The organism is Kitasatospora sp. NPDC036934 (assembly GCF_055608425.1).
In genome coordinates this window covers 200,267-226,452 of record NZ_JBVJQR010000004.1, presented here as the reverse complement: position 1 = coordinate 226,452, position 26,186 = coordinate 200,267, and the positions used below count along the sequence as shown (strand labels likewise).

Here is a 26,186-nt window from a genome sequence, read left to right as displayed (position 1 = left end):
ATCCTGGCCTCCGGCTCCTGACGGACTACTCCGGGTCCGGCAGACCGGTGACCACGGCCGTCAGGCGGGTGCCGCGTTCGAAGGCACCCGCCGCGGCCAGGTCGGCTAGCGCGGCGAGCAGCTTGGCGACGTACCGGCGCTCCACCGGGATGCCGTGGCGGCGCTCGAACTCCCCGGCGAAGGAGGCCAGTTCGGCCGGGACCTTGCCGTAGCCGCCGCCGTGGTGGGCGTGGTCGATCCGCCAGTTGTCGAACTCGCGGCCGAAGCCCGCCCGGTGCAGCCGGGCCACCTCCGCCTCCAGGTAGCCCTCGCCCCCGCGCAGCACGGCCACCCCGAGCGCCCGGGCGCCGGCCGGCAGCCCCGCCGCGATGCCGGCCAGGGTGCCGCCGGTGCCGACCGGGCAGCAGACCACGTCGCGCCCGTCCAGACCGGGCAGTTCGGCCGGGATCGCGGCCGCGCCGATCGCGGCCAGGGCGTTGGAGCCGCCCTCCGGGAGCACCAGGCCGGGGCCCCAGCGGCGCTGGAGTTCCGCGGCGTCCTCGGCACCGGCCCGGCCGGTGGCCTCCCGGTAGGCGGACCGGGTGAGGAACTCCAGTCGCATCCCGGCCCGTTCGGCGGCCCGCAGCGACCAGTTGCGCGGTCGGCCGGCCAGCTCCTCGCCGCGCACCAGTCCGACGCTCTCCAGCCCGAGCGCCCCGGCGGCGACCGCGACCGCCCGCAGATGGGTCGAGTAGGCCCCGCCGAAGGTCAGCAGCCGGGTGTGGCCCTGCTCGACGGCGGCGGCCAGATTGGGCGCGAGCTTGCGCCACTTGTTGCCGGGGACGCCCGGGTGCAGCAGGTCGTCCCGCTTCAGCCGCAGCTCCACCCCGGCCCGGGCGAACACCTCGTCGGTGCAGTCCACCAGCGGGGTCGGCAGCAGGGCGGGTTCGAGCATCCGACCACCCTACGGGGCCGCGCACGGCCGGGAACCGTGCGGCCGGTTCAGCCGCCCGCCCCGCCGTCCGCGTGCTGGGCGCTGATGGCCCGGCGCAGGGCACGCGGGACGGGGCCGGCGGCAGGTGCCAGCTTGTCGATCCGGGTCCGGAACTCGCGCCGCTGGCGCCAGGTCAGGGCCGAACCCAGCCGGGCCGCGTCGACCAGGGCGACCAGCGCCGCGTCCGCCGGATCGACCCGGCTGAGCGGGCCGTTCAGCGCCGACGCGATGCTCGCTGTCAGCGCCTTGCGCACCCTGGGCTGCGGAAGGATGACCCGGGCGACCGGGAAGAACCCGAGCACCCGTCGCACCTCGACCCGGATCCGGCCGGAGGCCACGAGCCCGTCGCGGACCACCCGCGCCGACCTCCGCTGGCGCCCGATCCAGCTCTTCCAGGTGCGCCGCCGCCCCTGTCGGATCTGCTCCAGCAGCGCGGCGGAGAGCGGGTCGAGCCCGCCGGTCGCGCCGTCGACGGCGGCCGGGTGCCGACCGTCGTCACGGATCAGCCCGCGGCGGAGGAGCTCGGTGAGCGCCGCCGCCCGCAGGGCCAGGTCCAGGTTGGTCGTACGGAGCCGCCCGCGCTCGGGGTCGTAGGCGAGCAGGTAGAGCTTCTCGGGCAGATTGTCGGGCAGGTCCATCTCGGCCTCCGAAGGATCTGGAAAGATCTGCGGGTCGCCCGGCCGCTGCGGTCAGTCCTCGGGGGGACAGCCGCCCTCCGGGCTCTCCTTGGGCGGTCGGCCGCGCCGGGGAAGCCGGGCCGCACCGCTGGGCATCCGGCCGGCCTCGGTGAGGGCACGGCGGAGGACGAACTCGATCTGTGCGTTGGTGCTGCGCAGTTCGTCCGCGGCCCACCTGGCCAGCGCGTCGTGAACCGAAGGATCCAGTCGCAGCAGGAGCTTCTTCCGTTCCGTCGCCAACGCCGCGCCCTTTACTGGTAGAGGGAGCCCGTGTTCACGACGGGCTGGGTGCCCCGGTCGCCGCAGAGCACCACCAGGAGGTTGCTCACCATGGCAGCCTTGCGCTCCTCGTCCAACTCCACCACGTCGCGCTCGGCGAGCCGGTCCAGCGCCTCCTCGACCATACCGACGGCGCCCTCGACGATCAGCCGCCGGGCGGCCACCACGGCCCCGGCCTGCTGGCGCTGGAGCATCACCTGGGCGACCTCGGGCGCGTAGGCGAGCCGGGTGATCCGGGACTCGATGACCCGCACACCGGCCGAGGCGACCCGGGCGGAGATCTCGGCGGACAGCTTGCGGGCGATCTCCTCCGCGCCGTCGCGCAGCGACAACTGCCCCTCGTGGTGGGCGTCGTACGGGTAGCTGGTGGCGATGTGCCGGACGGCCGTCTCGGTCTGGATGGCGACGAAGTCGACGTAGTCGTCCACCTCGAAGACTGCCATCGCGGTGTCCTCGACCTGCCAGACCACCACGGCGGCCATCTCGATCGGGTTGCCGTCCGCGTCGTTGACCTTGGTGGTCTCGGTCTCGTGGTTGCGGATCCGGGTGGAGATCCGGCGGCGGCTGGTGAACGGGTTCAGCCAGGTCAGACCTGCCGACCGGATGCTGCCGCGGTAGCGGCCGAGCAGCTGCACCACCCGGGCCTCACCGGGCGAGACGACCGTCAGGCCGCACAGCGTCAGCAGCGAGCCGAACACCAGCAGCGGCCCGACGATCACCAGCGGAATGCCCACCCCCTTGCTGCCGCCGCTGATCTGGACCCCTCCGGTGATCAGCACCCCCAACCCGGCGAGCACGCCGAGCAGCGCGGCGCCGAGCACCGGCAGCCCGGCGGCTCCGGTGATGACCCGCTCGGTGATCTTCGGAGCCGGAAGGTCGAGGACGGGGCCGTCCTCGACGGAGACGTGCGGTGCGGTCATGGGACCGGTTCCCCCCCCTGTGCGATGTGCGCCGCGCGGATGCCCGCTGCAGCTGTCAAAGTGATATCACTTTTTCGCGGCACCGCACCAGGGGGGAACGCGGTCCGACGTCGTCAGGCGCCCTTCGGGCCGTTCGACGGGGGCTTCTGTCCGTCCAGCCCGGCCCGGATGTGCTGGGTGAGGATCCCGGTGTGCTCGTCGTCGCCGTCCAGCGAGAAGGCCATGACGCCGCCGAGCTCGCGCTCCCTGGCGTACACGGCCTTGCGGTAGACGACGCTCGGGTCGTCGTAGGTCCAGAAGACCTTGTCCTCCTTGCTGTACCGCCAGGCATACTCGGGATTGCCCGCGGAGTCCTTCTGGTAGCGGACGGGGTACCGCGCGGCATCGAGCCCGGCGAGCTCGCGGTAGTCGTTGACGCCGTCCTGGTACTTCCCGGCCGCCGCACCACCGGCCGAGTTGAGCCGTCCGTCCTCGTGCTCCTGCCCCACGTTCGACCAGCCCCGGCCGTAGTACGGGACTCCGATGGTGAGCTTCGAACGGGCGCTCTCGCCCGCGGCTTTGATCCACATCTCGACCGCGGCATCCACGAAGAGGTGGTCGGTGGCCGAGGAGCGGAGCGCGGACTGCTGGTTCGTGACCTTCTCCCACGCCCCGTGGAAGTCGTAGCCCTGGATGTTGCCGAAGTCGAGGAGCTTCATGACCTCCGCCGCGTCCCAGCCGACCGCCATGATCCCGGGATCGGCCGGCAGGAACGCCGTCATCAGGTACCTACCGCCGCGCGGCGGGAAGTCCTTCAGCAGTTGCGGATCGTCCAGCTGCTTGCGGAGCTCCTTGAGGAACGCCAGGAAATTGGCCTTGTCGTGCTCCTTGTCGACCTTGCTCCCGGGCAACCCCCGGTCACTTCCCGGCCATTCCCAGTCGATGTCGACACCGTCGAAGATTCCCGCCGCGACCCCGGTTCCGTGGAACTGATCCGTCCGGACGAGCTTCCCGGACTTCTGGTCCGTCGACCAGATCGGACTGGGCAGGTTCCCCCTGATGAAGAGGTCGATGCAGGAACGGACGAGTTCCTCCCTGCGCTCCCTGGTCGCGACGGCGGCCGACCAGTTGCGGCAGTACGTCCAGCCGCCGATCGACACCAGCACCTTCAGGTGCGGTCGTTTCGCCTTGAGCAGTCCGAGTTGGTGGAAGTTCCCCATCAGGGCCTGCGCTCCCCAACCGGGATCGTCCGCGCCGATCGACGGCTTCTTCTGTCCGGCGTTGAACGGGGTCAGGTAGTCCGCCCCGGCATCGGCGGCGTTGACGTACCCGTCCGCCTCCTCCGCCCTCGTCCGGTCGAAGGCCCGGACCTCCTCGAAGAACCGGTAGCCGTCGTATCCCTCGGGATTCACCTCACTCGCCGGCAGATCACCAGAAGTGATGTTCTGGTAGGCGTAGTTGAGGATCGTCAGGCGTTCCGCGATCCCGTTGTCGTCGATGGTCCTGGGAAAGACCTGACGCCCGTAGATCGACCACTGCGTGAAATAGCCGATGAATTCCATCTCTTCCTCCGCGGAATGGGCACGCCGACGGGCCCCCGAGCCGACCGGACATGGCTGCGGACCGAAGTCGCCTGGTGGCGAATCGATTTCGGAGCCGCCGAGGCATCCTTCCCCGCAGTGCGCAACGCGCCCGGCGTGTCCTCACAACTCCGCCGAAAAGAGCAACGCCTCGGCACCGGACCCCACTTCGGCCGATGCACCGTGTCGTCGCGTAGCACGACTGCTACCGATCACCCGGTGGCCGGGGCAACTCACCCGTTCAGGTTGACCGTTCGAGTCGAATCCCGTTTCTTTTGGCCGCCCCCGTCCCGACCGGCCATCGATCGCGGCCGCGACGTGGCGCACCCACTCCGCCTCCCCCGCCTCCCCCGGCTCCCCCGGCTCCTCCGCCGCGACCAGGTACAGCCGCTCCCACACTCCGGCCCGGCTCCACTGGGCGAACCGCCGGTAGACCGTCTGCCAGCTCGGCCCGAACACCGGCGGGAGCTCCCGCCAGGTACAACCAACCGTGGCGACGAACACGATCCCGGCCAGCACCTCCCGGTCCCCGGCCCGCCGTCGGCCGCCGCCCTGCGGCCTGACCACCTCGGCGGGCCGCACCACCTTCCCGAACGCCTCCCACAGCATGTCAGGGACAAGGCGCGCGGCAAGAGTCATCAGATCGCCCCCAAACTGATCGGCCACCATAAGAAACACGGCCGGCGCCATGGCTTCACGAGCCCGGCCAGTAGCGTCGTTTTTGACGGCTCGAACAGCGGCCGCCAGCAGGCTGGCGACAGCCTACTACGCGCACACACGACCAGGAACGGTGCAGATGTCAGGTCCGGAAGTCATCAACGTCCTCATCGCTTTCAACGCGGACGACATCCTCAAGGATTACCCGCCGAGCGGCTCCACCCCGGAAAACCCGAAAACGGTCCCGGCGGACGACAAGTACATCTACATGATGGTCAAGCAGGCCAACATCATCGGTAGCTCCGGAGCCAATCTGAACCTCCAGGCGGAGGTCGGCGATGTGATCCGCTGGCGCGAGACGACGTTCTCGTTCGACGCCAACTACAGCGCCCTGCTCTACAAGTACGTGGGCAGCGACGAGAAGCTGATCAGCCCTCCCAACCACCTGACACCCGACTCCAACCTGCCGTACCTGACCGGCCAGGCGGGCGACCCGTCCTTCAAGTCCCAGACCGTGACGGGCCACTACTGGAGCGCCGAGGTGCTCAGGAAGGGCGAGGAGTTCTACCACTTCTCCTTCGAGATCATCAGCCGGGAGGGCGAGGCCCTGGGCTACTACAGCTGGGACCCGAAGCTCACCGTCAAGTAGCGAACCGCCCCCGCTGCCTGGCCGGCGCCCGCGGGCCAGGCAGCGGCACGACCCGACGAGCACGGAGCACCAGGTGTCGATCACGAGCGAAACCCCCACCCTTCCGAAGGTCGTCGACATCCTCGCGGTATTCGATGTCGCCGCCATTCTCGACAAGCACGAGAACCCGTCCCGGAACAGCCACGACCCGACCCCGGTCGATTCGGGTGACATCCACGCCTTCAATCCCCGGGGGGACGCGGTCAGCGAGTTCGGCGAACTCTCGCTGGAGGCCGCGCCGGGCGACTTCCTGCGGTGGCGCGCGACCGCGCTGCCGTTCGACGAGGAGCACAGCGTCCTGATCTACCGCTGTTTCGACGAGTCCGGCGCGGTGTCGGAGTTCGAGCAGCTGCTGAACCTCGCGCTGCTGCCCCGGGTGAAGGACGACCCGCACGAGGAAGCGGAGTTCGCGGCGGAACTCGTGACCGACCAGGTCACGGCCTTCCAGCTCGCGCTGACCGGCAACCCGTTCGTCCGGCTCGACTTCGAGATCATCAAGGGCGAGGACGTGGTCGGCTACTTCAGCTGGAACCTGGGGCTCATCGTCCCGGTGCCCTCCCCGTAGGGCCCAGACCCGCGCCACCGCAGCCCGTACGGCAACCACGCCCCCAGGGGACCGATGTCCACCGCCGCCTTCCCCATCGTCGAAGCGCTCGACCGACCCACCCCGCACCACCAGTGGACTCTCCTGGGAACGGCGCGGATCACCGACGGTCTGGAGCTGACCTCGGACGAGGGGCAGCGGGTGGGCGCCGCCGTCCTGGAGGAGTCCTTCCGGTCCTCCGCCGACATCGTGATCGACTTCGACCTCATGCCCGGAACCCCGCCCGCGACCGGTACGGCGGGCAACGGCTTCTGCTGCTACCTCTTCGACGCCTCGGCTACGACGAGCCCCGGGGCCCGCGGCGCCGGCCTGGGGTACTCCTTCCTCCACCAGGGCTCGACCAAGGAGCCCGGTGTGCGCAAGGGCCACGTCGGGATCGGCTTCGACAACCCCGGCGGCTTCGCCACCGAGGCGGCCGGCGAGGGAGCCGGGCAGGACCCACAGCCCGGCCTGGCCGGCGTCCGCGGCCCCGGGGGCCAGCACACGGGGGTTCCCCTGGCTGATCGGCTCAGGTTCCCGAGGGCTTCCACGGTGGCTGGCAGGACGGGCTGCGCGCCCGGATCGCCCTGATCGCCGGGTAGCTCACGGTGACCCTGCTCGGCAACGCGCACCCGAAGGGCGTCGTGGTGATCGACTGCCTCGGTCTGCCAACGGAGGCCCCGACCTCCTTCAAGCTCGGCTTCTCGGCCGGCACCGGGACGGCGCACGCCGTCCACCGCATCCGTAACCTCCGCGTCTCCCTGCCGGTCTAGGTACCGCTGCTCCTGTCCGGCCCGGAACAGGCCGCCTGGGGCGACGCGGTCCATTACACGGCCACGGTGGTCAACCGGTGCCCCAACGACTGCCCCGACGTGATCGTGAAGGGCCGGTTCCCCTCCCACGTCCACGGCCCCCACCTGGTCTGTGCCTGCTCCGGGCACGCCACGAACTGCAAGGGGAAGGTGGTCGGGCCTGGACTTCACCCAACCGGTATCCCTCCCGGCCCCCGGCGACGGGCGACCATCGCCCTGCGCTGCACGATCGACGACGACTACCAGGGCGACGACGTGCTCTGCACCGCCTCCGTCAGCACCGCCTCCTGCACCAACACGGCCGAACGGACGTCCGCGTCGGTCCGGACGGAAGTCGTCGAGACCACCATCACCCCCGCCTACCAGCAGATCCAGGGCTGGCAGGACGGCCATGTGTACGTCATCACCTACGAAATCACCGTGGCGGCCTGACCGAAAAGGGCCGAACTCGCACCCGCCACTCGATCGGCCCAGCCGATCAACCCGACCGCCGCACCTGGTCCCACTGGAGCCCCACCCGCCGGAACGCGCCAACTCTCCCTTCGGGCCAGGGAGTCGGGCTCAACCCTCGACCACCCTCGGCCCGGCGGCACAGCGACCGTGCCGAAAGCGGGAGTTGCGCCCGCCGACATGCCCGCGCGGCATGCCGGCAGGCCAGTTGTGCGAGATGCTGTCGCCGCGGGGCCGCCAGGCCCCTCGCGACCCCCGGAAGGCCACGGGTCGACCGGCACCCGGATCCCCAGGGAGGGTGAACCTCAGCGTGTAATCGCCACAGAGGGCATTGGCGCGCGTACAGTCTGTTCTCACCGCGCCTTGAGCCCCCGGCCGACGGCCGCACGGGGGTGGGAGAAGTGGGGCGGGTGGGACTCGAACCCACGACCAAGGGATTATGAGTCGTCAGGCCACCCGCGCCGCCCTGCACTGCCTTGCGCCATCCTGGGCGTTTCCCCAGTTCAGGATGGCGCTAGCAGTTTCATGCTGCACTGCCTTGCGTGGGGTTGCATCGCCATGTCGTTCCCATCTGGGGCGCGTGAGACAACCACAGCTGGCCGTCGAGGCCGCGACCAGTGCCACGGTGGGCTTCCGACTCGCAGTCCAAGGGAGAGCCATTCCGAAGGAAAGCGGCTCTGGCTCCCAACGCTTGGGAGCCAGAGCCGCTTTCTCGTGTCTGGTCCAGCCCTGCCTGAACTCGCAGTCGAGAATCCCACTCCGGCGAAGACCCTGCCTACCGCCGGACGGCAGTCAGTGCATCAGCAGGACCTCTTTGTCCGGGTCAGCTGGATGCTCTGGTGTTCAGCTGCGCACCAGGGCATTCCACTTCTGGGCAGGGCTGCTGTTGCAGTCCCACAGTTGGAGTCGGGTGGCGTTGGTCGCCGTGCCGCCGGGGAGATCGGCGCAGCGACCGGACGCCGGGTTGTAGAGGCTGCCGTCGGGTCGGGGGACGAAGGTCTGCTGCGGCGCGGCGTTGCCGCAGTCCCAGATCTGCAGCGGGGTGCCGTTGGCGGTACCGCGGCCGGTGGCGTCGAGGCAGCGGCCGAGGGCCCGGAGGCTACCGTCGGGCTCGAAGGTCCACTTCTGGGCGTTGCTGCCGTTGCAGTCGTACAACTGGACGGCGGTGCCGTTGGCGTTGACGGCGCCGGCGATGTCCACGCACTTGCCGGTCGGGGCGGCGTAGGTGACGGGGCTGTTCTCGGCGTAGACGCTCAGGACGTTGGTCCAGCCGTTGGTCCAGGTGTAGTAGGGGTCGGTGGTGGTGGAGTGGCCCGTGAAGGTCTGGATGACACCGCCCGGGGTCAGGGCCCAGAGGGTGGGTGAGCCGATGCCGGTGAGGTCGCCGTCGGAGCCGATGACGGGCCAGTTGGCGGTGGTGACGCCGTAGCCGATCTTAGTGTCGGTGGCGATGCCGGTGAGGGTGGGGTAGTCGATGCTGCCGCCGTAACCGTCGCTGATGGCGATGGTGCCGGTGGTAAAGGTGTAGCCGCGCAGGTCTCCGTTGCTCTGGTTGCGGGCCCACAGGCCGGGGTGGCCTTGGTTTGTCCAGTCGCCGGGGGAGATGAGGTCCCAGCCCTTCCAGCCGGTGGCGGCGAGCTTGGTGGGCGAGCCGAAGACGGCGTCGCCGAAGGTGGGGTAGAACCAGAGGGCGCCGGTGCCGTCGGGGCTGGTCTCGATGGTGAACAGGCCGGTGCGGTTGATGAATTTCTTGTTGGTGTCGAGTTTGGTGGTGCTGGGGTCGCCGCTGGCGGCGATCTGCAGGGTGGTGGACCAGTCGGTGGCGTTGTAGCCGGTGCAGTCGGTCAGCTTGGGGTCACAGGCGGGCTTGGCCAGGAGGTTTTTGGCGTCGAAGAAGCCGGTGACGCCTGCATTTCCGGGGTTTTGGTAGTACCAGAGGCTCTGGTCTCCGTCCTTGTGGACGATGAGGTCGTCGACGTTGTTGCCGCCGCGCAGGCTGCCGCGGTGGGTGGTGTGGTAGTTGGCCCAGGAGTCGTGGCCGGGAGAGTTGGCCTTCGGGGCGGCGAGCGGTGCCTTCGCGGCGGTGGCGGGGATGCTGTAGGCGCGAAGGTCGCCGTTGGGGTCGGCGGTGACGATGTCGGGCAGGGCGTCGCCGGTGACGTCGCCGAAGGTCGGAGCGGGGCTGTTGGGGTTCCACGGTGCGTAGAAGGCGTACTGGGCGACCGGGGAGAGGTTGCCGGCGTTGTCCTCGGCCTGGATGTAGAGGACGTTGGTGCCCCAGCGTCCGGCGGTCACCTGGAGCTGGCCGGTGGGCATGGAGCTGCCGCACTGCCAGGAGGAGTCGACGAGTTGCGGGTCGAAGCTCCAGCGCAGGCAGACCACTCCGGAGGTGTAGCCGCCGCTGGGGTTGGGGTCGGTGGCGGTGAAGGGGATGCCGCCGCTCTGGCCGGCGTAGAGCTGGGGGGTCTGGCCGTTGCCGCTGGGCGGGAACTGCTTGCTGGTGTCGGCGACGGTGCTGGGAAATGTGACGGTCGGCGGGGTGAGGTCAACCTTGAAGTAGCAGGCCGGGGTGGACCCGGATGACGGCATGTTCCGCACAGTGTCGTTGGCTACCATGCCGTAGCCGTAGGCGTGGCCGTCCTGGATGACGTTGGCGGGGACCTGGAAGCTCGTGACGCCGCCGTTGCTGACAGGAGCAGTCATGCCCGACGCGACGTCGGGGACACCGGGGACGTTGTAGTCCCAGATGTGGTCCCAGGTCGCGACCTGGGACTGGACGGGGCTGGAGACGGTGGCGTTGAGCCAGACGGCGTTGTTCTGGGCGGAGCCGGCGCCGAGCCAGGCCCAGTCGTTGCCGTTGCTGTCACCGCAGGCCTGATTGGTCGCCGCGGGGCTGGCCGTCGTCGGGGCGGGCCACACCGACGGGTTGGTGGGAACGTTGGGCACCCGGTCGTACATCACGGACAGTGCGGGCTGGTAGGTGAACCGCTTGAAGGCGTACTGGTTACTCTCGTCGCCGTAGAGGCCGAAGGTCAGCTGCCCGTAGTTGACGTACTGCTTCATCGCGCCGGTGATGTCGAAACTGAACGGCACGTTGCCGTAGCAAGCTTGGTCGTGTCCGGAGCCGCCCACCCAGGCCGTATCGCCGAGCGGCCCCCCCTGCTGTCCGGGCTGGTTGGACCAGGTCGTGCCGTTTCCGATCGGCCCGTTGGTGATGTAGAGGTTGAGCGGGTACTTGTTGGTGCAGGAGAAATCAGCGGAGACGTACTCCTGCATGCTCATCGTCGCGGAGTCGATGACCGCCCCGCCGAGCGCGCTGATGTCGAACTGGTAGAAGCTGCGCTCGATGTCAGCGGGTGAGCAGCTGCCGCCGTTGGGGTAGATGCCGCACTTGCCGACGCCCGGGTGATCGGCATCCGTGCCGCCCTGGTGCATCCAGTTGTTGGAGGTGTGGGAGGACTGGACCCAGGTCCAGGAGTTGCCTGTCAGAGTCCAGGGCAGATAGTCGGGGTCGATGTAGTACGGGGCTGTGCCGTGGGCCAGGAGGTCCTGGTCGGGGATGAGGTCGATGCCAGCGTCGGTGGCCTTGACCGGCATGGTGGAGACCTTGGAGGCCGTCCCGGGGCCGGCGTCGGAACTGCCGACAGAGGCCTGGCCCGCATCCGTCGGTGCGGGTGCGGGCGTGTCTGCCGCGGCTGCTCTGAAGGTCAGGGCGGTCTTCGTCACGGTCGCGGGGGCACTTGCAGCGGGTGCGGTGGTGCTGTCCCACATCTGAGGGGTGCGGGAAACCCAGCGAGGTTGGCTGTCGGCGCCGACGACGGTGACGTTGCCGTGCTCGTCGGTCTTGACCGTGACGCCGTCGAGAGTCGTCCCGAAATGCAGGTTCTTCAGCGCGGGGTTGGCGGCCGCGGCCTGGGTCTTGACCACCAGGACAGTGGTCAGACCGCCGAGCTTGGTGGCGGTGACCTTCAGGTCGATGTCGGGGGCGACGGACGGGTAGACCAGGCTGTCACCGCTGACGGTCGGCGACGGCAGCGCGAACGGGGCGGAGAGCGCGAGCTTCTTCCCATCCGAGCTGGTCATGGTCGCCAGCGGCCCGTCCCCGCCCTTGGACAACGCCACCTGACCCGCCGCGGACTTGGGCGAGAACGTGCCGTCCGGATTGGCCACCAGGGTGGCGTCCAGCCCCTGCCAGACACCATTACGGCGCACGCGCTGCTGCTCCAGGTGACTGGTAAGCGAGAGGTGGCCTTCAGGGGTGGCGACGGTCTCGCTGTACTCGGTCGTGAGCGAGCCGATCGGAACGTTCTTCTGTGTGGCCTTGGCCTGGGCGATGGCCGTCTCAGTTGCGTTGGCTGGCGATCGTTCCTGCAACTGCCTCGCGGTGGCGGCGTCGATCGCGGCCTGCGACGGTACGTTCGGTGCGTCGGCGGCGTGGGCGCTGAGACCTGAGAGGCCGGTGGTGAGCGTGAGAACGGCTGTCGCGGTCAACGCCCTGAGCGGCACACCGTTGTAGCGGCGCTTTCTGTTCAAAACGGGAAACTCCCCCCAAAGAACACGGAAGACCTGCATAGACACAGGCCAGAGGCACCGTAGGGGGAGGCGCTGACATCGGCCAATTCAATTCGATAGCGAAGTCATGACTTGCAGTGAAATGGGTGTTTCGTTGATCGCCGTGAGAATCCTCACGGGCGACTAAGGCTTGACTGTCCGTTGTCAAGGTCAGCTAGCATCCGCCAGTTCGGATACAGGACGTGGCTCCCGTATTCGGGGGCCCATTGCTGGGGGATGTGAAAGCGTGACATTTATACAACGGTCAGGCCTTGAGAAGGCAAAGGGTGGGAGGGGGAGACTACGCGGACGGCTGGCGGCCGCCACGACGGTCGCCGTACTCGGATCCCTGCTGGCGCCGCTGCCGATCGCGGCTGCCGCGGACGGGCCGGACTACTCGCGCAAATGGTCGCCACCGAACACCGCGCTGCCGAAGACGCCTTCGGTCGCGGGCCAGAACGTAGCACCTGTGCCGATCGCGAAGCCGGAGCACCCGGTGCCGCCGGCCTGGACCCCGCCGAAGAACCCGCAGCCGCTCTCCGGCGGCCACGCCTCGGTGACGCTCGGCTCCGCACCCGAGGCGCACCCTCTGGGTGAGGGCGAGAAGCCCCGGGCCGGTGCCGAGACCAAGGCCTCGGGGCTGCCGGTCAGCGTCGCGCCGCTGGCCGGTTCATCCGCTGCGGGCCAGACAATCCAGGTCGAGATGGCCGACGCGAAGTCCTCGGCCACCGCCGGGATCCCCGGCGTGGCGGTGACCCTGACCCGCCCCGGCTCGGGAGATGACGCACCCGTACGCCTAGGCGTCGACGCCACGAGCCTGGACGCCGCGTTCGGCGCGAACTGGGCCGCCCGCGCCCATCTGGTGGTCCTGCCCGGCTGCGCGACGACGACGCCGCAGGCCGCCGATTGTCGGAAGCAGACGCCGCTGGAGTCGCACTACGACCCGTCGGCAAAGAAGCTCGTCGCCGACGTCCCGCTGACCGGAACGGGCATCGCGAAGTCCTCGACCGCTCCGGCCACCAAGACCGCCACTGACGTCTCCGGCACGGCCCGGGCGGTGTACGCGGGGTCCACCACCACCTCGACCACGGTCGGCGTGGTGTCGGGGGCATCGAGCGGGGCCGGCACCTACGCGGCGACTCCGCTCAGCCCCTCCCAGTCCTGGGCCGCCGGCAGTTCGTCCGGCGCGTTCACCTACGGCTACCCCGTGCAGGTGCCGCCGGCGCTCGTCGGCTCGGCCCCGAAGGTGTCGCTGGCCTACGACTCCGCGTCGGTGGACGGGCGGACCTCCTCGACGAACGCCCAGGCCTCCTGGATCGGCGACGGCTGGGACCTCGGCGCCGGCTTCGTCGAGCGTTCCTTCAAGCCGTGCTCGCTGGACGGGATCACCGGCTCCGGTGACCAGTGCTGGGGCGGCGCGAACCTCACCATGTCCCTGGGTGGCCACTCCGGCCAGCTGGTGCCCGACGACTCCTCCTGCCAGTCCAATGCACCAGCGGCGATGGAACAGTCGGCCTGCACCTGGCGACTCAAGGACGACGACGGCACCAAGATCCAGTTCCTGACCGGAGCCACCAACGGCACCTGGAACGGCTCCTACATCAAGGTCACCGGCACCGATGGCACGGTGTCCTACTTCGGCCTGAACCACGTGCCGGACGCGAACGGCAACCCGACCACACTCGGCGCAGACAGCGGCTCAGCGTGGACCGTCCCGGTCTACTCCCCCAACAGCGGCGACCCGTGCTACGACCCGGCCAAGGGCCAGGGCTCGTGGTGCCAGACCGCGTGGCGCTGGAACCTCGACTTCGTCGTGGACCCGCACGGCAACCTGACCACCTACACCTACGCCCCGGAGACGAACTACTACTCCCGCGGCGGTGCCCAGAACAACGGCAACGGCACCAGCACCGCCTACACCCGCGCCGGAGTGCCCGCCACCATCGGCTACGGCCAGCTCCTCTCGGACCAGTTGAACAACAACGGCGCCTACAACCCCGCCGCGAAGATCGTCTTCAACACCTCCGAGCGGTGCGTCACCTCCACCGCGGCCTGCGATCCGTCCCAGCGCACCGCGGCCAACGCGGCGAACTGGCCTGATGTCCCGCTGGACCAGCAGTGCGACGCCACCAACCCGTGCACCGTCTACGGTCCGACGTTCTGGACCACCAAGTGGCTGTCCTCCATCACCACCCAGGTGAAGGTCAACGGCACCTACCAGACAGTGGACTCCTACGCGCTCAACCACACGTTCATCAACGTGCAGAACGCCACTGAGAACACCCAGGTCCCCTGGCTCGCCTCCATCCAGCGCACCGGCCAGGACACGCAGGCCACCGGCAGCTCCATCACCCTGCCCCCGGTGTCCTTCACCTCCCAGCTGCTACCCAACCGCGTGGACGGCACCAACCTGGTCCCCGCACCGCCGGCCTACAACCGGCCCCGCATCCAGCTGATCACCACCGAGACCGGCAGCACCATCGGCGTCAACTACGCCCCCGCCGACTGCTCGCGGACGAACAACGTCATGCCGGCCTCCGCCGACAGCGACACGCTCTCCTGCTACAACGTCAAATGGAACCCGCCGGGCTCCATCGCCGGCGCGGCACCGGTGGACGACTGGTTCCTGAAGTACCCGGTCACCAGCATCACGCTGAACCCGGGCACCCCGGGCTCGATTCCCATGGTGACCAACTACACCTACGGGAAGGCCGCCTGGCACCGCAACGACTCGCCGTCGCCCCAGGACAAGAACCGCACCTGGGACCAGTTCCGCGGCTACGCCTCCGTCACCGAAGTATCCGGAAGCGGCAACGACGGCCCACAGTCGAAGAAATCGACCACCTTCTACCAGGGCATGGACGGCGACCTGCTCGCCAACGGCACCGCCCGCAGCGTCCAGGCCAGCGGCCCGATGAGTGGCAACGTCACCGACTCCGACTGGCTCTCCGGCCGTGCTCTGGAGTCCGACACCTATACCCAGGCCGGCGGCACCATCGCCGGCTACACGGTGAACACCTCCAGCGGGCCGGTCACCACGGCGACACATAACCAGGGCAGCATGCCTGCCCTCCTCGCCCGCTACGCGACCACCACCGCGACCACCACCAACCGCTCGCTGAAGGCCGACGGCACCTGGCGCACCACGACGAAGACCACGACGACCGACCCGGCCCACGGCAACCGGATCTCCACCTCGACCGACACCGCCGACGGCCTACCGGACATCTGCACCCGCACCACCTACGCGTCCAACAACGCGAACCCGCAGATCTTGGCTCTCCCCTCCGAGGTCATCGGGGTCTCGGGCGCCAACGCATGCACCGCCACGCCCACCGCCGCCAACACCACCGCCTGGACCAGGACGGCCTACGACGGTCAGCCCACAGGGCAGTTCGGCACCGCACACGACGTGACGGCCCTACTCACCCTCGATCACTTCGACTCTGCGGGGGCCCCGCAGTTCAGTGCGGCCAACTCGACGTACGACGGCTACGGACGCATCACCAGCACGACCGACCCCGACGCCACCGACAGCGCGCACCCCAACGGCGCAACCGTCACCACCGCCTACGCCGCGGCCAACGCGGGTGAACTGCCCAACAGCATCACAGTCACCAGCCCGGCCCCGGCCGGCGCAAGCGACGCAGCCACCGGCCGCACCACCACCACCAAGTACGACGCCGCCCGCGCGCTGCCGCTGACGGTGACCGATCCCAACGGCCGCACGACCACCGAGGCCTACGACCAGCTCGGCCGCACGACCGGTGTGTGGCTGCCGGGCCGGGACACCAAGGCCGGCGCCAACAAGGCCTTCGCCTACACACTCCCGGGCGTGGTCAACGGCGCTGCCGTGCCTCCGACCGTGACCACCTCCGACCTGCAGGGGAACCCCAACCAGCAGGCGAACGACATCTACACCGTCAAGATCGACATCCTGGACGGTGAGGGACGGGCCGTTCAGTCCCAGTCGACACCGGCACTGTCCGCCTACAAGGGCCGGCTGATCACCGACACGGTGTACGACTCCCAGGGCCGCGTCACCCGGGCCAACAGCCCCTGGTACAACGATCTGGCCGCACCAAGTACCACACCGTTCGAGACCGACACCAAGAAGGTCCCGGCGCAGACTGCCACCGTCTACGACGGCCTCGGCCGCCCGGTGACCCAGCAGTTCGTCGCCTACGGGGTCACCCAGACCACGACGACCACCGCCTACCCCGGCGCCGACCGGACCGACGTCACACCGCCCACGGGCGCCACCCCGACCACGACGGTCACCGACGCACGCGGTCACAAGACCCAGCTGTGGCAGTACAAGACCGCCACCGCCACCGGCAATCAGGCCGACGCGGACATCACGTCCTACTCCTACAACCCGGACGGCCGCCTGGCCACGCAGAAGGACGCGGCGGGCAACACCTGGACCCACGGTTACGACCAGCGCGGCCGGGAGGTCATGGGTACTGACCCGGACACCGGGACCAGCACCAAGACCTACGACACCGACGGCCGTCTCGCGACCACCACGGACGCGCGCGGACAGACCATCGCCTACGCCTACGACCTGCTCGGCCGCGTGACAGGCACCTACTCCGGTACGGCAGCGCCGGCCAACCAGCTGACCGGCTTCACCTACGACACAATCCTCAAGGGCAAACCCGCCACCTCGACCCGCTACGTCAACGGCGCCTCCGGCATCACCTACACCAGCTCCGTGCTGGCCTACGACACCGCCTACCACCCGACCAAGACCACCACCACCATCCCCGGCACCGAAATCGGCCAGGGCACCACCCCCTTCACCTACACCTACCAGGCAACCTACGACCCCAACTCCGGTGCGCCGATCTCCGACCGACGCTCGGCCGTCGGCGACATCGCCGCCGAGGTGATCACCTACACCTACGACGTCAACGGACCGCTGCGCAGCTACGGCGCATTGGGCGGGGCCACCTACGACATGAGCTCGGACTGGGACGCCTACGGGCACAGCATCCGCGCCACGGTGAACCCGTGGGGCACCCAGATCGTCGTCACCAACACCTACGACGAGTCCACCGGCCGCCCGCTGCAGCAGTTCGTCGACAAGCAGACCGCAGCCACCGGCGCTGTACAGCAGCTCGCCTACGCCTACAACCCGGCCGGACAGCTCACAGCGATCCGCAACATCCCGGACAACACCCCGTCGTCCACCGACCTCCAGTGCTTCGGCTACGACTATCTCGGCCGACTGACCAACGCCTGGACCGACACCAGCACCCTCACCCAGGCCGCACAGCCCACTGTCGGCGGAATCGGCGCCTGCGCCAACTCCACCCCGACCAGCGGTGCCCAGGCACCCCTTCGGACGACGGTCGGCGGGCCCGCCGCGTACTGGCAGAGCTACGGCTACGACCTCACCGGCAACCGCACCCAGCTCGTCCAGCACGACTCCTCCGGTGACACCACCAAGGACACCACCACCAACCAGACCTTCCCGGCCCCCGGGACGATCAACGCCCCGACCACCGCTGCCAACACCGGCGGCGGCACCGGCGGCCCGCACGCCCTGACCGGCTCCACCACCACAGCGCCGACCGGCACCACCGGAACCAGCGCCCAGTACGACGCGGCGGGCAACACCACCGCCGTCACCGACACCTCCGGCACCGCCACCCTGGCCTGGAACAGCGAGAACAAGCTCGCCTCCTACACCAAGACCGGCACCGCCGGACCGACCACCTACCTCTACGACGCCAACGGCAACCAGCTCATCCGCCGCGATCCCGGCAAGACCACCATCAACCTCGGTGGCGACGAACTCGTCTACGACAGCAACGCCAACACCGTCACCGGCGTCCGCTCCTACCAGATCCCCGGCGGCGTCACCCTGGTCCGCCAGGGTGGCAAATGGACCTATCAGATAGCCGACCACCACGGCACCGGGATCCTCGCCCTCGACGGCAACACCCTCGCCGAGTCGCGGCGCCCGGCCGACCCGTTCGGCAACCCCCGCGGCACCCAGCCTGCCGCCTGGGCCGGCGACCACGGCTTCGTCGGCGGCACCAAAGACGACGCCACCGGCCTCACCAACCTCGGCGCCCGCGAATACCAGCCCACCACCGGGCGCTTCCTCAACCCCGACCCGATCATCGACCTCACGTCCCCCCAGCAGTGGAACGCCTACGCCTACAGCAACAACAACCCTGTCAACCTCAGCGACCCGAGCGGACTCCGCCCCGACGGTGAGGTCGGCGGCTTCGGCAGCCAGGTCTCCCACGGACTCACCGAGACCTGGAGCCCCGACGGAAACGGCGGCTGGGACTGGCACGAGGACGTCGTCTACGGCGACATGGGTCAGGACAAGCCGTTCGTCGTTCACAACACGGTCAACTTCAACGCCAGCAGCGGCAGGCGCAAGCCTGCTTCCTCCTGGTCGGTCGACGACGTCAAGCCCGGTGGCAACGCCACCTGGCACTCCTTCGCCCACCTCGTGGCCGAACTCAGCGGCGTGAACGACGTCCGGCGCTGCGCGGACGGGGACAAGGCCAGCTGCGCCTGGGCTGTCGTGGGCTTCACGCCGATCGGCAAGCTCGGCAAGGGCTTCAAGCTCGCTGAGGAAGGCACCGAGGTCGCCGTTGGTGCGGCCCGGACCGGGGACGACGCCGCACGCGTGGCGGGAAAGGCGAGGGCCGAGGAGGCGGCTGAGGACGCGGCATGCCCCCTTTCCGACGCGCTGGTTGGTGCGACCCACAGTTTCCCCCCGGGCACCAAAGTTCTTCTGGCAGACGGTACGACCAAGGCCATTGAGACCCTTCAGATCGGTGATCAGGTCGAGGCAACGGACCCGATAGCCGGGAGCACCGATTCCAAGCCCGTCACACTCACCATTCGTACGCCAGACGATGAGCACTTCACTGACCTGACCCTTCGGGACACTGATAGCCGCTTCGGATCTGAGAAGGCGGAGCACCTCACCAGTACCCAGCATCACCCCTTCTGGGACGAAACCACCCATCGCTGGACTAGTGCCTCGGACCTGCACCCCGGCGACAACGTCCGCGCTGCAGACGGTCGGACCCTCACCGTCCTGACGGTAAGGAACTACGACGACGCCCCGCAGGCCGCCTACGACCTCACCGTCGCCGACCTCCACACGTACTATGTACTCGCTGGTACCACGCCGGTCCTGGTCCACAACAGCGACTGTGGGCCGCCACTGTCGGGTGTGGGAGACAAGCAGTTCGGCAAGAAGTGGGCCAAGCACTCGAAGGACTACGGGCTTAATCCTGGTGATCCTGCGGCGCGCCAGTGGTTCGAGAATCGGATTCATGAGGTACGTGGATCGCACGACGAGGTTCGACAGGGCCCATGGAATCCCGACAATGGTGGCGCCAATGATTACTGGTTCTACCGCAAGGACGATGATCTGTTGATCACTAAGGGAGACGGGTCGTTCGTCACAATGTTCCCGCTAGGTGAGCGCGGGAACGGATGGTTCAATGGGGCGACTCCGCGCCAATGCAATTGCTAGCGAGAGCGCGTCAGGCTGAGATAGTCGACATAGAGCATGAAACAGACAAAGGAGTAGCAGCGTGAGCCCTCGACCCGAGGGGGTAGACCCCCTGGTCATCAGTGGCCTCAGGGCTCGTGAGGTCTTCGAGGTTGTCGACGCTGAGGGAGTAGTTGAAGCCCTTCAGATCGCGTTCCAGGATGGCTCGTCCGCAGTATTCACGGTCTGGACGGACTGGTCACTTCTAGTCGATCAGAGGTCGGACCAGAGCATTCCGGACTACCTGTGGCCGGGGGATGAATATTCCCAGCGATCAGTCGGGTTTGATATCCCCGAAGATGGCCTGGAGATTCTCTCTGTGACTTCAACGGTCGACGAGGTCGGGGCTCTCATGGGTGCCGATATCGCAGTGGATGAGCATCTCGTATCAGTGAGGTCGGTTGGCGGCGAGCTTGCACTATCCATTCAGTAGAGCCGGGAACTCGCGACCCCAGATCCGAGTGGGACTAAGGTTTCTCTGATTGCCGATCTGGCGTATGAAGACGCCCTCCTGGAAATGGCTCCAGGAGGGCGTCTTCAGTGCTTTGACGGCAGTAGTTGACGGCAACGTCAGCGGACGGGTGCTGCACAAAGTGGTGGGTCGTCGCCGTCGTCGGGCCGGGTGGCAGGGTCGCGGAGGGCCTTGCCGAGGAGATCGATGGCGTCGCGCTGGAGGCGGAGACGGACGTGGGCGTACACCGTCGCGGTCACCCCGATGTGGGCATGACCCAACAGCTCCTTGATGACGACGAGTTCGACGCCCTGCTCCAGGAGCAGGGTGGCCGCCGAGTGCCGGAGGTCGTGGAACCGGATGCGTCGGAGCCTGGCTCGGCGGAGCAGGGCGGTGAAGTGCCGGGTGAGGGTGGCTCCTTCGATGGGGGCTCCGTTGGGCCGGGTGAAGACGTAGCCGCTGTCCTTCCAGCCGGTGCCTGCCGCTTCGCGTTCCTGGCGCTGCTGGTCGCGGTGCTGTTCGAGGGAGCGCAGGCAGGGCGTGGGCAGGGCGATGCGCCGCTCGGAGCTCTGGGTCTTGGTGGGCAGGGCGGTCAGGCCGCTGGAGTTGGTGCGCTGGAGGGTGCGGCGGATGCTGGCGGTTCCGCCAGCCAGGTCGAGGTCTTCCCAGCGCAGGCCGAGGAGTTCGCCCTTGCGGAGCCCGGTGCGCAGGGCCAGTTCGAACAGCGCGTGCAGCCGGTGGCCGTTGGTGGCAGCGAGGAACGCGCGGGCCTCGTCGGTGGTGAGGGGTTCGAAGCGGCGGGGTCGGGGTGTGCCCATGCGGACGTTGCGGGCGACGTTGCGGGGGATCTCCTCTTCGCGGACGGCGTGCTCCAGGGCGGACTTGAGTACGGAGTGGACGTAGGCGAGCGTGAGCGGGGAGAGGCGCTTGGAGCAGCACTTCCCGATCGCGCAGCACTGGGGCTGCTCGCGGGTGGCGTCGAGGCCGCGTACGCAGCACTGGCAGGTGGTGCGGAGTTGGTCGAGCCAGGTGCGGACGTCCTTGGCGGTGAGCTTGGCGAGCCTCTTCTTGCCGAGGCCGGGGATGAGGTAGAGGCGGGTGCAGGCGGTGTAGCGGGTGTGGGTGTTCTCGCGGAGCCGGTGGACGGCGACGGTCTCCAGCCAGTAGGTGAGGAACGCTGCGACGCTGCCCTGCGCGGAGGGGGCGGGGACGCCGCGGTTGCTGGTGGCGATCTTCTCGGTGAGCTTGGCCAAGGCCTCTTTGCGGGTGGTGCCGTAGACGCGGACGCGTTTGCGGGTGTCGCCGACGGCCAGGACGTAGCCGGCGGCTTCCCAGCGTCCGTCCTTGCGCTGGTAGACGGTGCCGTCTCCGTTGGCGCGGATTCGGCGGGAGGCGGGGGTGTCGCAGGGTGTGGTCATCAGGCGGCTTCCTGTTCGAGGCGGGTGCGGATGAAGTCGGTGAGGGCGTGAGTCGGGATGCGGCGGGAGCGGCCGAGGGTGATCGAGCCGAGTTGCCGGGTGCGGATGAGGTCGTAGACGGCTGAGCGGCCGAGTTGGAGGCGGGCCATGACCTGGGGGACCGTCAGCAGGTCCGCCGACGTGGGCGGGGTCATGGGCGGTCCTCGCCTTCGTGCCTGAACTGCCGTTCGTGGGCGCGGTTGTGCCGGACGGCTGCGGCGAGGAGTTCTTCGCCGGGGCTGTAGCCCGAGCCGTGGTAGGTCCAGTGGCCGATGACGAGGGTCGTGCTCGGGTCCAGGTCGGGCAGGTCGGCGCGTGCGCGGGCCTGTTCGGTGCGCCAGGCGCGGCGGGCGTCGCGCAGGGCGCCGAGGGTGACCGAGTAGCAGCGGGACTTGGTAGAGAAGTGGCCCCGGAAGCCGAGCATGTGCGCCCACTTCCAGAGCTTGAGGCCGGCGAACTCCGGGCGCTGGCCCAGGTCCCAGCAGGTGCGGATCATCTGCCGCACGTGCTGTTCGACGGCGAGGTGGGGCAGGGGGCGGGACTGGCCGGTACCCGCGCAGGTCCGGCATTCGACGGGCACGCCGGTCTGTGCGGACGGGGCCATCCCGCGTCCCTGGCAGGGGCGGCAGAACAGGGCGCGGTCCAGGGTGACGGAGGCGTCGGCGGACTTGGTGGCGTACTTGGCCACGTAGGCGGCGACGGCCTGATCGGTGAGTTCGGCGTTGGTGCCGAAGGCGGCGATCTCGCGGATGTCGATCTGCTCGCCCCAGGTGAGTTCGCGCTCCCCCACGGCGTCGGAGGTGATGGTCAGGGTGACGCGCTCGACAGCGGCCTTGATGGCACCGGTGAGGACTTCGGCGGTCGCGTGTCCGGGCGGGGGCTCGCTGCTGCCTTCCGGGCCATCGAAGCGAATCACGGCGTGGTAGTGGACCAGGCCGCGCTTCTGGTACTCGGCGACCTTGGCGAAGGACACTCGAAGCTCTTCGCGCAGGGCCTTTTGCGTCATGTCGAGGGCAGCGGCGATCTCGCGACGCAGGTAGATCGTGAAGCGTCGCCACAGGTCCGAGGCGTGCGCGTTGAATAGCACCGCGCCGCAGTAGTCGTAGGTTTTCGGGTCCAGCGGGGTGCCGAGCAGCGCGTCAGCGGCGTCGTGGAGCTTGCCGCATCGGCAGGGGCGGACGCTGCCGTTGGCGGTGGTGGCGCGGTTGTGGACCGGGCCGAAGGACGGGGCGGTCAGGGTGGCGAAGACGCGGGGGTGCGTGCGCACGCTCTCGGGGACGGTCTTGCCGCCGGTCAGGCCCGCGCGGATCAGGTGGAAGGTGTCGGCGGCGTAGATGCGGGAGCACGAGGGGCAGCGCGAGGCACGGCGGTTGCCGCAGGCGGTCAGCAGGCGTCCGGTGGGTTCGTTGGTGGTGCTGTAGGAGCGCAGGACTTCGCCGGTGGCGGTGTCCACGGTGGCGGTGTGGCCGATGAGGCGTACGGGTTCGGTGCAGCCGCCGAGCCGTTCGATCTGTTCGCGGAGGCGGTCGAAGTTGTCGAGGTTGACCAGTTCGACCAGGTCCCGCACGGTGGGGCTGACGATGTGGCGCAGGTCCAGAAGCGGAGTCATGGGGGCGGGTCCTTTCGTGCGGGGGTGAGCGCCCCGAGCGGCAACATGGCCGGGATGTAGGCGTGTTGGTGCTGCTCGGGGCATGGCGAACCGAGCCCGGTCGGGCGGGGGCGGTCAGGTGGAGAAAGGGGCCGGCGGGGCTCAGGCGGAGAGCTGAGCGTGTGCGGCGGTGGCCAGCGGCAGCGTGACGCCCAAGCGGGCCTTCAGCTGACCGGGCGTGATGTGCTCGCCCTGTTCGGCGTGGTGTGTCTCGGCGATGCGCCGGGCGGCGTTCAGCAGGGCCTCAGGGACGGTCGGGAGCGAGGCGGTCACCGTCGCCTTGACCGGCAGAGGAGGGGGCACGAGAGCAGACGCGGGCTCGGAAGCGGTGATCACAGCCGGGGCCGGCGCGGAGACGGGTTCCGGCTCGGCGTCGAGCGGCGGGGCTTCCGGCAGGGGCTTCCAGGCCGGGGCGGGGGCGGTGGCTTCTGCCGGGATCGGGGCGGTCAGGGTGTGGAAGTGGCGGAGGAACTGAGGGCCTACCTGGCCCCAGCCGAGCAGTAGCAGCGGCGCGACCGCATCGACAGCGGCACGGCCGTAGTGTCCGGCCGTCAGGGGCTCGGCGACGTTCAGGGCCAGGGTCAGCAGGCCGCACAGGTGCATCAGGCGGGTTGCCGCCCTCAACTCCTCTGCCGGGACGCCGCGCAGGGACAGGAAGCGCAGGCCGACGAGGAGCCCGACCACGGACAGGTCAACCATGGGGGCGATCAGCGGCGCGACCGAGCGGGGCACTCCCAGGCGCAGGGCCAGTGCCCAGACGTTGCCGAAGGAGAAAACGAACGCCAGCAGGGCGATGACCGCCATGACCACGGTCACGGTGCGCTGTGTGAGGCGGTCTTCAGCCATCAGGCCAACTCTCCTTTCTTGATGGGGAGTTACAGGAAGGTCAGGCCGCGTCGGTCATGAGGGCGTCGGCGTCGTCGTCCATGAAGGCGGGCTTCCAGTCGACCGGGCCCTGACGTACGTTGAGGTATGCGGCCGGGTCCTCGGTCAGGTGGGCGGTGTAGTCGGCGATCCGGGCCGCGTCGGCATCGGACACGTACGGGGTGCGCACGCGGCTGAAGCCCGGACGGCCCTGCACTCCCATGGACGCCACCCCGACGTAGGCCGGGTCCTGGAGGTTGACCGGGTTGGCGTCCGGCCAGTTGCGAATGTCGTCGCCCAGCGCGGCAACGGAGGCTTCCGCCGTTTTCTGCGCGAAGGACAGCCCCAGCGGGCACACGTCCCGGATGAACGTCGGGATCGCGTCGCCGGTCGCCTTCTGCGTGGCGAGAATGACCATGATCCCGACGCTGCGGCCCTTCTTCACCAGGTCCTCGACGAGCCGGGCGTTCTCCGCCGACAGGGCAGCCAGCTTCTTCGTCTCGGCGTCGTTGCCCTTGTACTCGCGGAAGTAGGTGTGTGCTTCGTCGATGATCAGGATTGTCAGCGGCCAGATGCGGGACGGCCCGACGTGCCACATGTTCTTCACGCCCAGCACGGCCCGGATGGACGAGGAGCGGCCTCGCCGCAGCTTCACCATGCGCTTGAACAGGTCGTTGGCTTCGGCCAGGTCGTCTCCGGCGAAGGCGAACAGGCGGGACGTCAGATCGGCGTAGTCCCCTTCGTGGGCTGTGGAGACCTTGCCGTCCGCCACGGCGAACTGGACCGCGTCGGAGGGGGCGAGGTCGCAGATGAGCTTGTTGATCAGCGACGTCTTGCCGAAGCCGGGCAGGCCGGCCACGGTCACCCCGGGAACGTTCGCCATCGGCAGGCTAACGTCTTCGGCGTACTCGTCCAGCCCGAGCCCCCACGTGTCCAGGCTCTTTGGCACCGTGCCCGTGGGGACGTGCTCGGTCGGCGTTGTGAGCGGGTCCAGGCGCACGGCCCGGATCACCACCCGCCCGGGTCCGTCCGGCAGCACGGATACCCGCGTGCACCGCCAGGCGTCAGCGAGGAAGCGCGCCGAGCGCTGGAACTCCTCCAGTCCGACCTTCGGCAGGCACTTGGCCCGCACCACCACCCCGAACCGGTCCGGCTTGACCTTGATCCGAGGCACCAGGACCCGGGGCTTGGGCACCTCGCCCTCACGACTGACCAGCCCGGCGAGGAACGTCGGCGTCTTGTCCGTCACCGACAGGCCCGCCATCTTGGCGAGGCGCTCCCACCCGAACCGGATGCGCATCCCCTGACGAATGCTCGCCCGGGTCTCACGGTCGACCCGCAGGTAGCGGACGATGGCCACCACGGCCCACAGGGCCGCCAGGGCGAGGACCGCCCAGATCAGGACCGGGGCGATCTCGTTCATGTCCTTCACTTCATGCCTTCACGTCGTAGATGAACCCGAGGAGCGCTGCCTCCGGGTCGAAGCGGTCCATGCGGCCGATTGCCGGGTACTCCAGCGTCACCAGGACGGCGGCGACCTCATCGATCAAGGCCGGGGAGAACCGGCCGTCGGCGCCGACCGGAGCAGGCAGGGAGTACGCCGACTGCCCTACAGCGGAGGTCACTTGACCTTCTCCAAGCGGCCCGCCCGGTAGGCGATGCCCTCCGAGAGCTGGCCGTTGAAGATCCGCGCCCACGGCGTGGCGAACAGGTCCACCGGGCGCACCATGACGCCCGGCTTGAGCCCGTCGGGAAGGCCGGACTGGGGGACGGTGAGCTTCATGACCTCCGCGCGCCCCTCCTCCATGAGCATCACCGTGACCGTGAACAGGTGCTCGCCCGTCTCGCGGTCGGTGGCGATTTCCCCGGTCTGCGGGTCCTTGATCTTCGGTGTCGCGTCGGTGCCCGTCATGCAGACGGCAGAGGGCAGCATTCCGACGCGAATCCTGGTCATAGCCATGGCAGTTCCCTTGCTCGGGGGTCGCTTGTTCGACCCGCCAGAACCCTAGCCGCACAAGCAGAACAAGCGCAACAAGCGATACACATGACACAAGCGCTGGTGTCGCTACAGCCGAGACAGGCC

General features: G+C 68.9%; 21 protein-coding genes. 7 read left to right on the top strand and 14 right to left on the bottom strand.

What is annotated here, in order from left to right; all coding sequences use genetic code 11:
- Window positions 1-25: 25 nt before the first annotated feature.
- The 6 genes from ACZ7BZ_RS08430 to ACZ7BZ_RS08405 all read right to left on the bottom strand — a co-directional run bounded on the left by ACZ7BZ_RS08430 (window position 26) and on the right by ACZ7BZ_RS08405 (window position 5,098).
- Window positions 26-934, bottom strand: coding sequence for a 1-aminocyclopropane-1-carboxylate deaminase/D-cysteine desulfhydrase (locus ACZ7BZ_RS08430; protein WP_470357697.1), 909 nt, complete (start codon window positions 932-934; stop codon window positions 26-28).
- Window positions 935-981: 47 nt separating this feature from the next.
- On the bottom strand, window positions 982-1,611 hold the full coding sequence (locus ACZ7BZ_RS08425; protein WP_470357696.1) for a GOLPH3/VPS74 family protein: 630 nt from the start codon (window positions 1,609-1,611) through the stop codon (window positions 982-984).
- A 51-nt stretch (window positions 1,612-1,662) separates the two neighbouring features.
- Window positions 1,663-1,890 (bottom strand): type II toxin-antitoxin system antitoxin, encoded by a 228-nt coding sequence (locus ACZ7BZ_RS08420; RefSeq protein WP_470357695.1) that lies wholly within the window; start codon window positions 1,888-1,890, stop codon window positions 1,663-1,665.
- Between the two features lie 11 nt (window positions 1,891-1,901).
- A complete protein-coding gene (locus ACZ7BZ_RS08415) occupies window positions 1,902-2,849 on the bottom strand; it encodes an SPFH domain-containing protein (protein WP_470357694.1) in 948 nt (315 codons plus the stop codon).
- A gap of 113 nt (window positions 2,850-2,962) precedes the next feature.
- Window positions 2,963-4,390 carry a glycoside hydrolase family 18 protein gene (locus tag ACZ7BZ_RS08410; protein WP_470357693.1) on the bottom strand — a complete coding sequence of 476 codons (1,428 nt, stop codon included), beginning with the start codon at window positions 4,388-4,390 and terminating at the stop codon, window positions 2,963-2,965.
- A 141-nt stretch (window positions 4,391-4,531) separates the two neighbouring features.
- A complete protein-coding gene (locus ACZ7BZ_RS08405) occupies window positions 4,532-5,098 on the bottom strand; it encodes a transposase (protein ID WP_470357692.1) in 567 nt (188 codons plus the stop codon).
- 106 nt (window positions 5,099-5,204) lie between these two features.
- Between ACZ7BZ_RS08405 and ACZ7BZ_RS08400 the strand changes: the two genes are divergently transcribed.
- The 5 genes from ACZ7BZ_RS08400 (at window position 5,205) to ACZ7BZ_RS08380 (ending at window position 7,580) form a co-directional block, all read left to right on the top strand.
- Window positions 5,205-5,714, top strand: coding sequence for an AidA/PixA family protein (locus tag ACZ7BZ_RS08400; RefSeq protein WP_470357691.1), 510 nt, complete (start codon window positions 5,205-5,207; stop codon window positions 5,712-5,714).
- 73 nt (window positions 5,715-5,787) lie between these two features.
- Window positions 5,788-6,318 carry an AidA/PixA family protein gene (locus tag ACZ7BZ_RS08395; protein ID WP_470357690.1) on the top strand — a complete coding sequence of 177 codons (531 nt, stop codon included), beginning with the start codon at window positions 5,788-5,790 and terminating at the stop codon, window positions 6,316-6,318.
- A gap of 54 nt (window positions 6,319-6,372) precedes the next feature.
- Window positions 6,373-6,927 (top strand): L-type lectin family protein, encoded by a 555-nt coding sequence (locus tag ACZ7BZ_RS08390; RefSeq protein ID WP_470357689.1) that lies wholly within the window; start codon window positions 6,373-6,375, stop codon window positions 6,925-6,927.
- A 17-nt stretch (window positions 6,928-6,944) separates the two neighbouring features.
- Window positions 6,945-7,109: a hypothetical protein gene (locus ACZ7BZ_RS08385; RefSeq protein WP_470357688.1), complete on the top strand. Its 165-nt coding sequence runs from the start codon at window positions 6,945-6,947 to the stop codon at window positions 7,107-7,109.
- A 66-nt stretch (window positions 7,110-7,175) separates the two neighbouring features.
- Window positions 7,176-7,580 (top strand): hypothetical protein, encoded by a 405-nt coding sequence (locus tag ACZ7BZ_RS08380; RefSeq protein WP_470357687.1) that lies wholly within the window; start codon window positions 7,176-7,178, stop codon window positions 7,578-7,580.
- An 861-nt stretch (window positions 7,581-8,441) separates the two neighbouring features.
- On the opposite strand, the gene ACZ7BZ_RS08375 is transcribed toward ACZ7BZ_RS08380, so the two are convergent.
- Window positions 8,442-12,131, bottom strand: coding sequence for a ricin-type beta-trefoil lectin domain protein (locus ACZ7BZ_RS08375; protein WP_470357686.1), 3,690 nt, complete (start codon window positions 12,129-12,131; stop codon window positions 8,442-8,444).
- A gap of 487 nt (window positions 12,132-12,618) precedes the next feature.
- On the opposite strand from ACZ7BZ_RS08375, the gene ACZ7BZ_RS08370 reads away from it, so the two are divergent.
- Complete coding sequence (locus ACZ7BZ_RS08370; protein ID WP_470357685.1) at window positions 12,619-19,665, top strand: RHS repeat-associated core domain-containing protein; 7,047 nt, start codon at window positions 12,619-12,621, stop codon at window positions 19,663-19,665.
- Window positions 19,666-19,726: 61 nt separating this feature from the next.
- Window positions 19,727-20,116, top strand: coding sequence for a hypothetical protein (locus ACZ7BZ_RS08365; protein ID WP_470357684.1), 390 nt, complete (start codon window positions 19,727-19,729; stop codon window positions 20,114-20,116).
- Between the two features lie 137 nt (window positions 20,117-20,253).
- Here ACZ7BZ_RS08365 and ACZ7BZ_RS08360 read toward each other — a convergent pair whose 3' ends face one another.
- The 7 genes from ACZ7BZ_RS08360 to ACZ7BZ_RS08330 form a co-directional block, all read right to left on the bottom strand.
- Window positions 20,254-21,552 carry a tyrosine-type recombinase/integrase gene (locus ACZ7BZ_RS08360; RefSeq protein WP_470357683.1) on the bottom strand — a complete coding sequence of 433 codons (1,299 nt, stop codon included), beginning with the start codon at window positions 21,550-21,552 and terminating at the stop codon, window positions 20,254-20,256.
- On the bottom strand, window positions 21,552-21,746 hold the full coding sequence (locus tag ACZ7BZ_RS08355) for a helix-turn-helix domain-containing protein (protein ID WP_470357682.1): 195 nt from the start codon (window positions 21,744-21,746) through the stop codon (window positions 21,552-21,554). The genes ACZ7BZ_RS08360 and ACZ7BZ_RS08355 overlap by 1 nt, the downstream gene beginning before the upstream one ends.
- Window positions 21,743-23,200, bottom strand: coding sequence for a replication initiator (locus ACZ7BZ_RS08350; RefSeq protein ID WP_470357681.1), 1,458 nt, complete (start codon window positions 23,198-23,200; stop codon window positions 21,743-21,745). Before ACZ7BZ_RS08350 ends, ACZ7BZ_RS08355 begins: the two co-directional genes overlap by 4 nt.
- 141 nt (window positions 23,201-23,341) lie before the next feature.
- Window positions 23,342-24,085 (bottom strand): DUF2637 domain-containing protein, encoded by a 744-nt coding sequence (locus ACZ7BZ_RS08345; RefSeq protein ID WP_470357680.1) that lies wholly within the window; start codon window positions 24,083-24,085, stop codon window positions 23,342-23,344.
- A 40-nt stretch (window positions 24,086-24,125) separates the two neighbouring features.
- Window positions 24,126-25,466: an FtsK/SpoIIIE domain-containing protein gene (locus ACZ7BZ_RS08340; protein WP_470357679.1), complete on the bottom strand. Its 1,341-nt coding sequence runs from the start codon at window positions 25,464-25,466 to the stop codon at window positions 24,126-24,128.
- Between the two features lie 70 nt (window positions 25,467-25,536).
- Window positions 25,537-25,728 carry a hypothetical protein gene (locus tag ACZ7BZ_RS08335; RefSeq protein ID WP_470357678.1) on the bottom strand — a complete coding sequence of 64 codons (192 nt, stop codon included), beginning with the start codon at window positions 25,726-25,728 and terminating at the stop codon, window positions 25,537-25,539.
- The gene (locus ACZ7BZ_RS08330) at window positions 25,725-26,057 is read right to left on the bottom strand and encodes an SCO3933 family regulatory protein (protein WP_470357677.1); all 333 of its coding nucleotides are present in this window, start codon (window positions 26,055-26,057) and stop codon (window positions 25,725-25,727) included. Before ACZ7BZ_RS08330 ends, ACZ7BZ_RS08335 begins: the two co-directional genes overlap by 4 nt.
- Window positions 26,058-26,186: the final 129 nt, after the last annotated feature.

Coding starts and splice junctions, on each gene's coding strand:
- ACZ7BZ_RS08430 (WP_470357697.1), bottom strand. CDS start 934: ATGCTCGAACCCGCCCTGCTGCCGACCCCGCTGGTGGACTGCACCGAC.
- ACZ7BZ_RS08425 (WP_470357696.1), bottom strand. CDS start 1,611: ATGGACCTGCCCGACAATCTGCCCGAGAAGCTCTACCTGCTCGCCTAC.
- ACZ7BZ_RS08415 (WP_470357694.1), bottom strand. CDS start 2,849: ATGACCGCACCGCACGTCTCCGTCGAGGACGGCCCCGTCCTCGACCTT.
- ACZ7BZ_RS08410 (WP_470357693.1), bottom strand. CDS start 4,390: ATGGAATTCATCGGCTATTTCACGCAGTGGTCGATCTACGGGCGTCAG.
- ACZ7BZ_RS08405 (WP_470357692.1), bottom strand. CDS start 5,098: ATGGCGCCGGCCGTGTTTCTTATGGTGGCCGATCAGTTTGGGGGCGAT.
- ACZ7BZ_RS08400 (WP_470357691.1), top strand. CDS start 5,205: ATGTCAGGTCCGGAAGTCATCAACGTCCTCATCGCTTTCAACGCGGAC.
- ACZ7BZ_RS08390 (WP_470357689.1), top strand. CDS start 6,373: ATGTCCACCGCCGCCTTCCCCATCGTCGAAGCGCTCGACCGACCCACC.
- ACZ7BZ_RS08360 (WP_470357683.1), bottom strand. CDS start 21,552: ATGACCACACCCTGCGACACCCCCGCCTCCCGCCGAATCCGCGCCAAC.
- ACZ7BZ_RS08355 (WP_470357682.1), bottom strand. CDS start 21,746: ATGACCCCGCCCACGTCGGCGGACCTGCTGACGGTCCCCCAGGTCATG.
- ACZ7BZ_RS08350 (WP_470357681.1), bottom strand. CDS start 23,200: ATGACTCCGCTTCTGGACCTGCGCCACATCGTCAGCCCCACCGTGCGG.
- ACZ7BZ_RS08345 (WP_470357680.1), bottom strand. CDS start 24,085: ATGGCTGAAGACCGCCTCACACAGCGCACCGTGACCGTGGTCATGGCG.
- ACZ7BZ_RS08330 (WP_470357677.1), bottom strand. CDS start 26,057: ATGACCAGGATTCGCGTCGGAATGCTGCCCTCTGCCGTCTGCATGACG.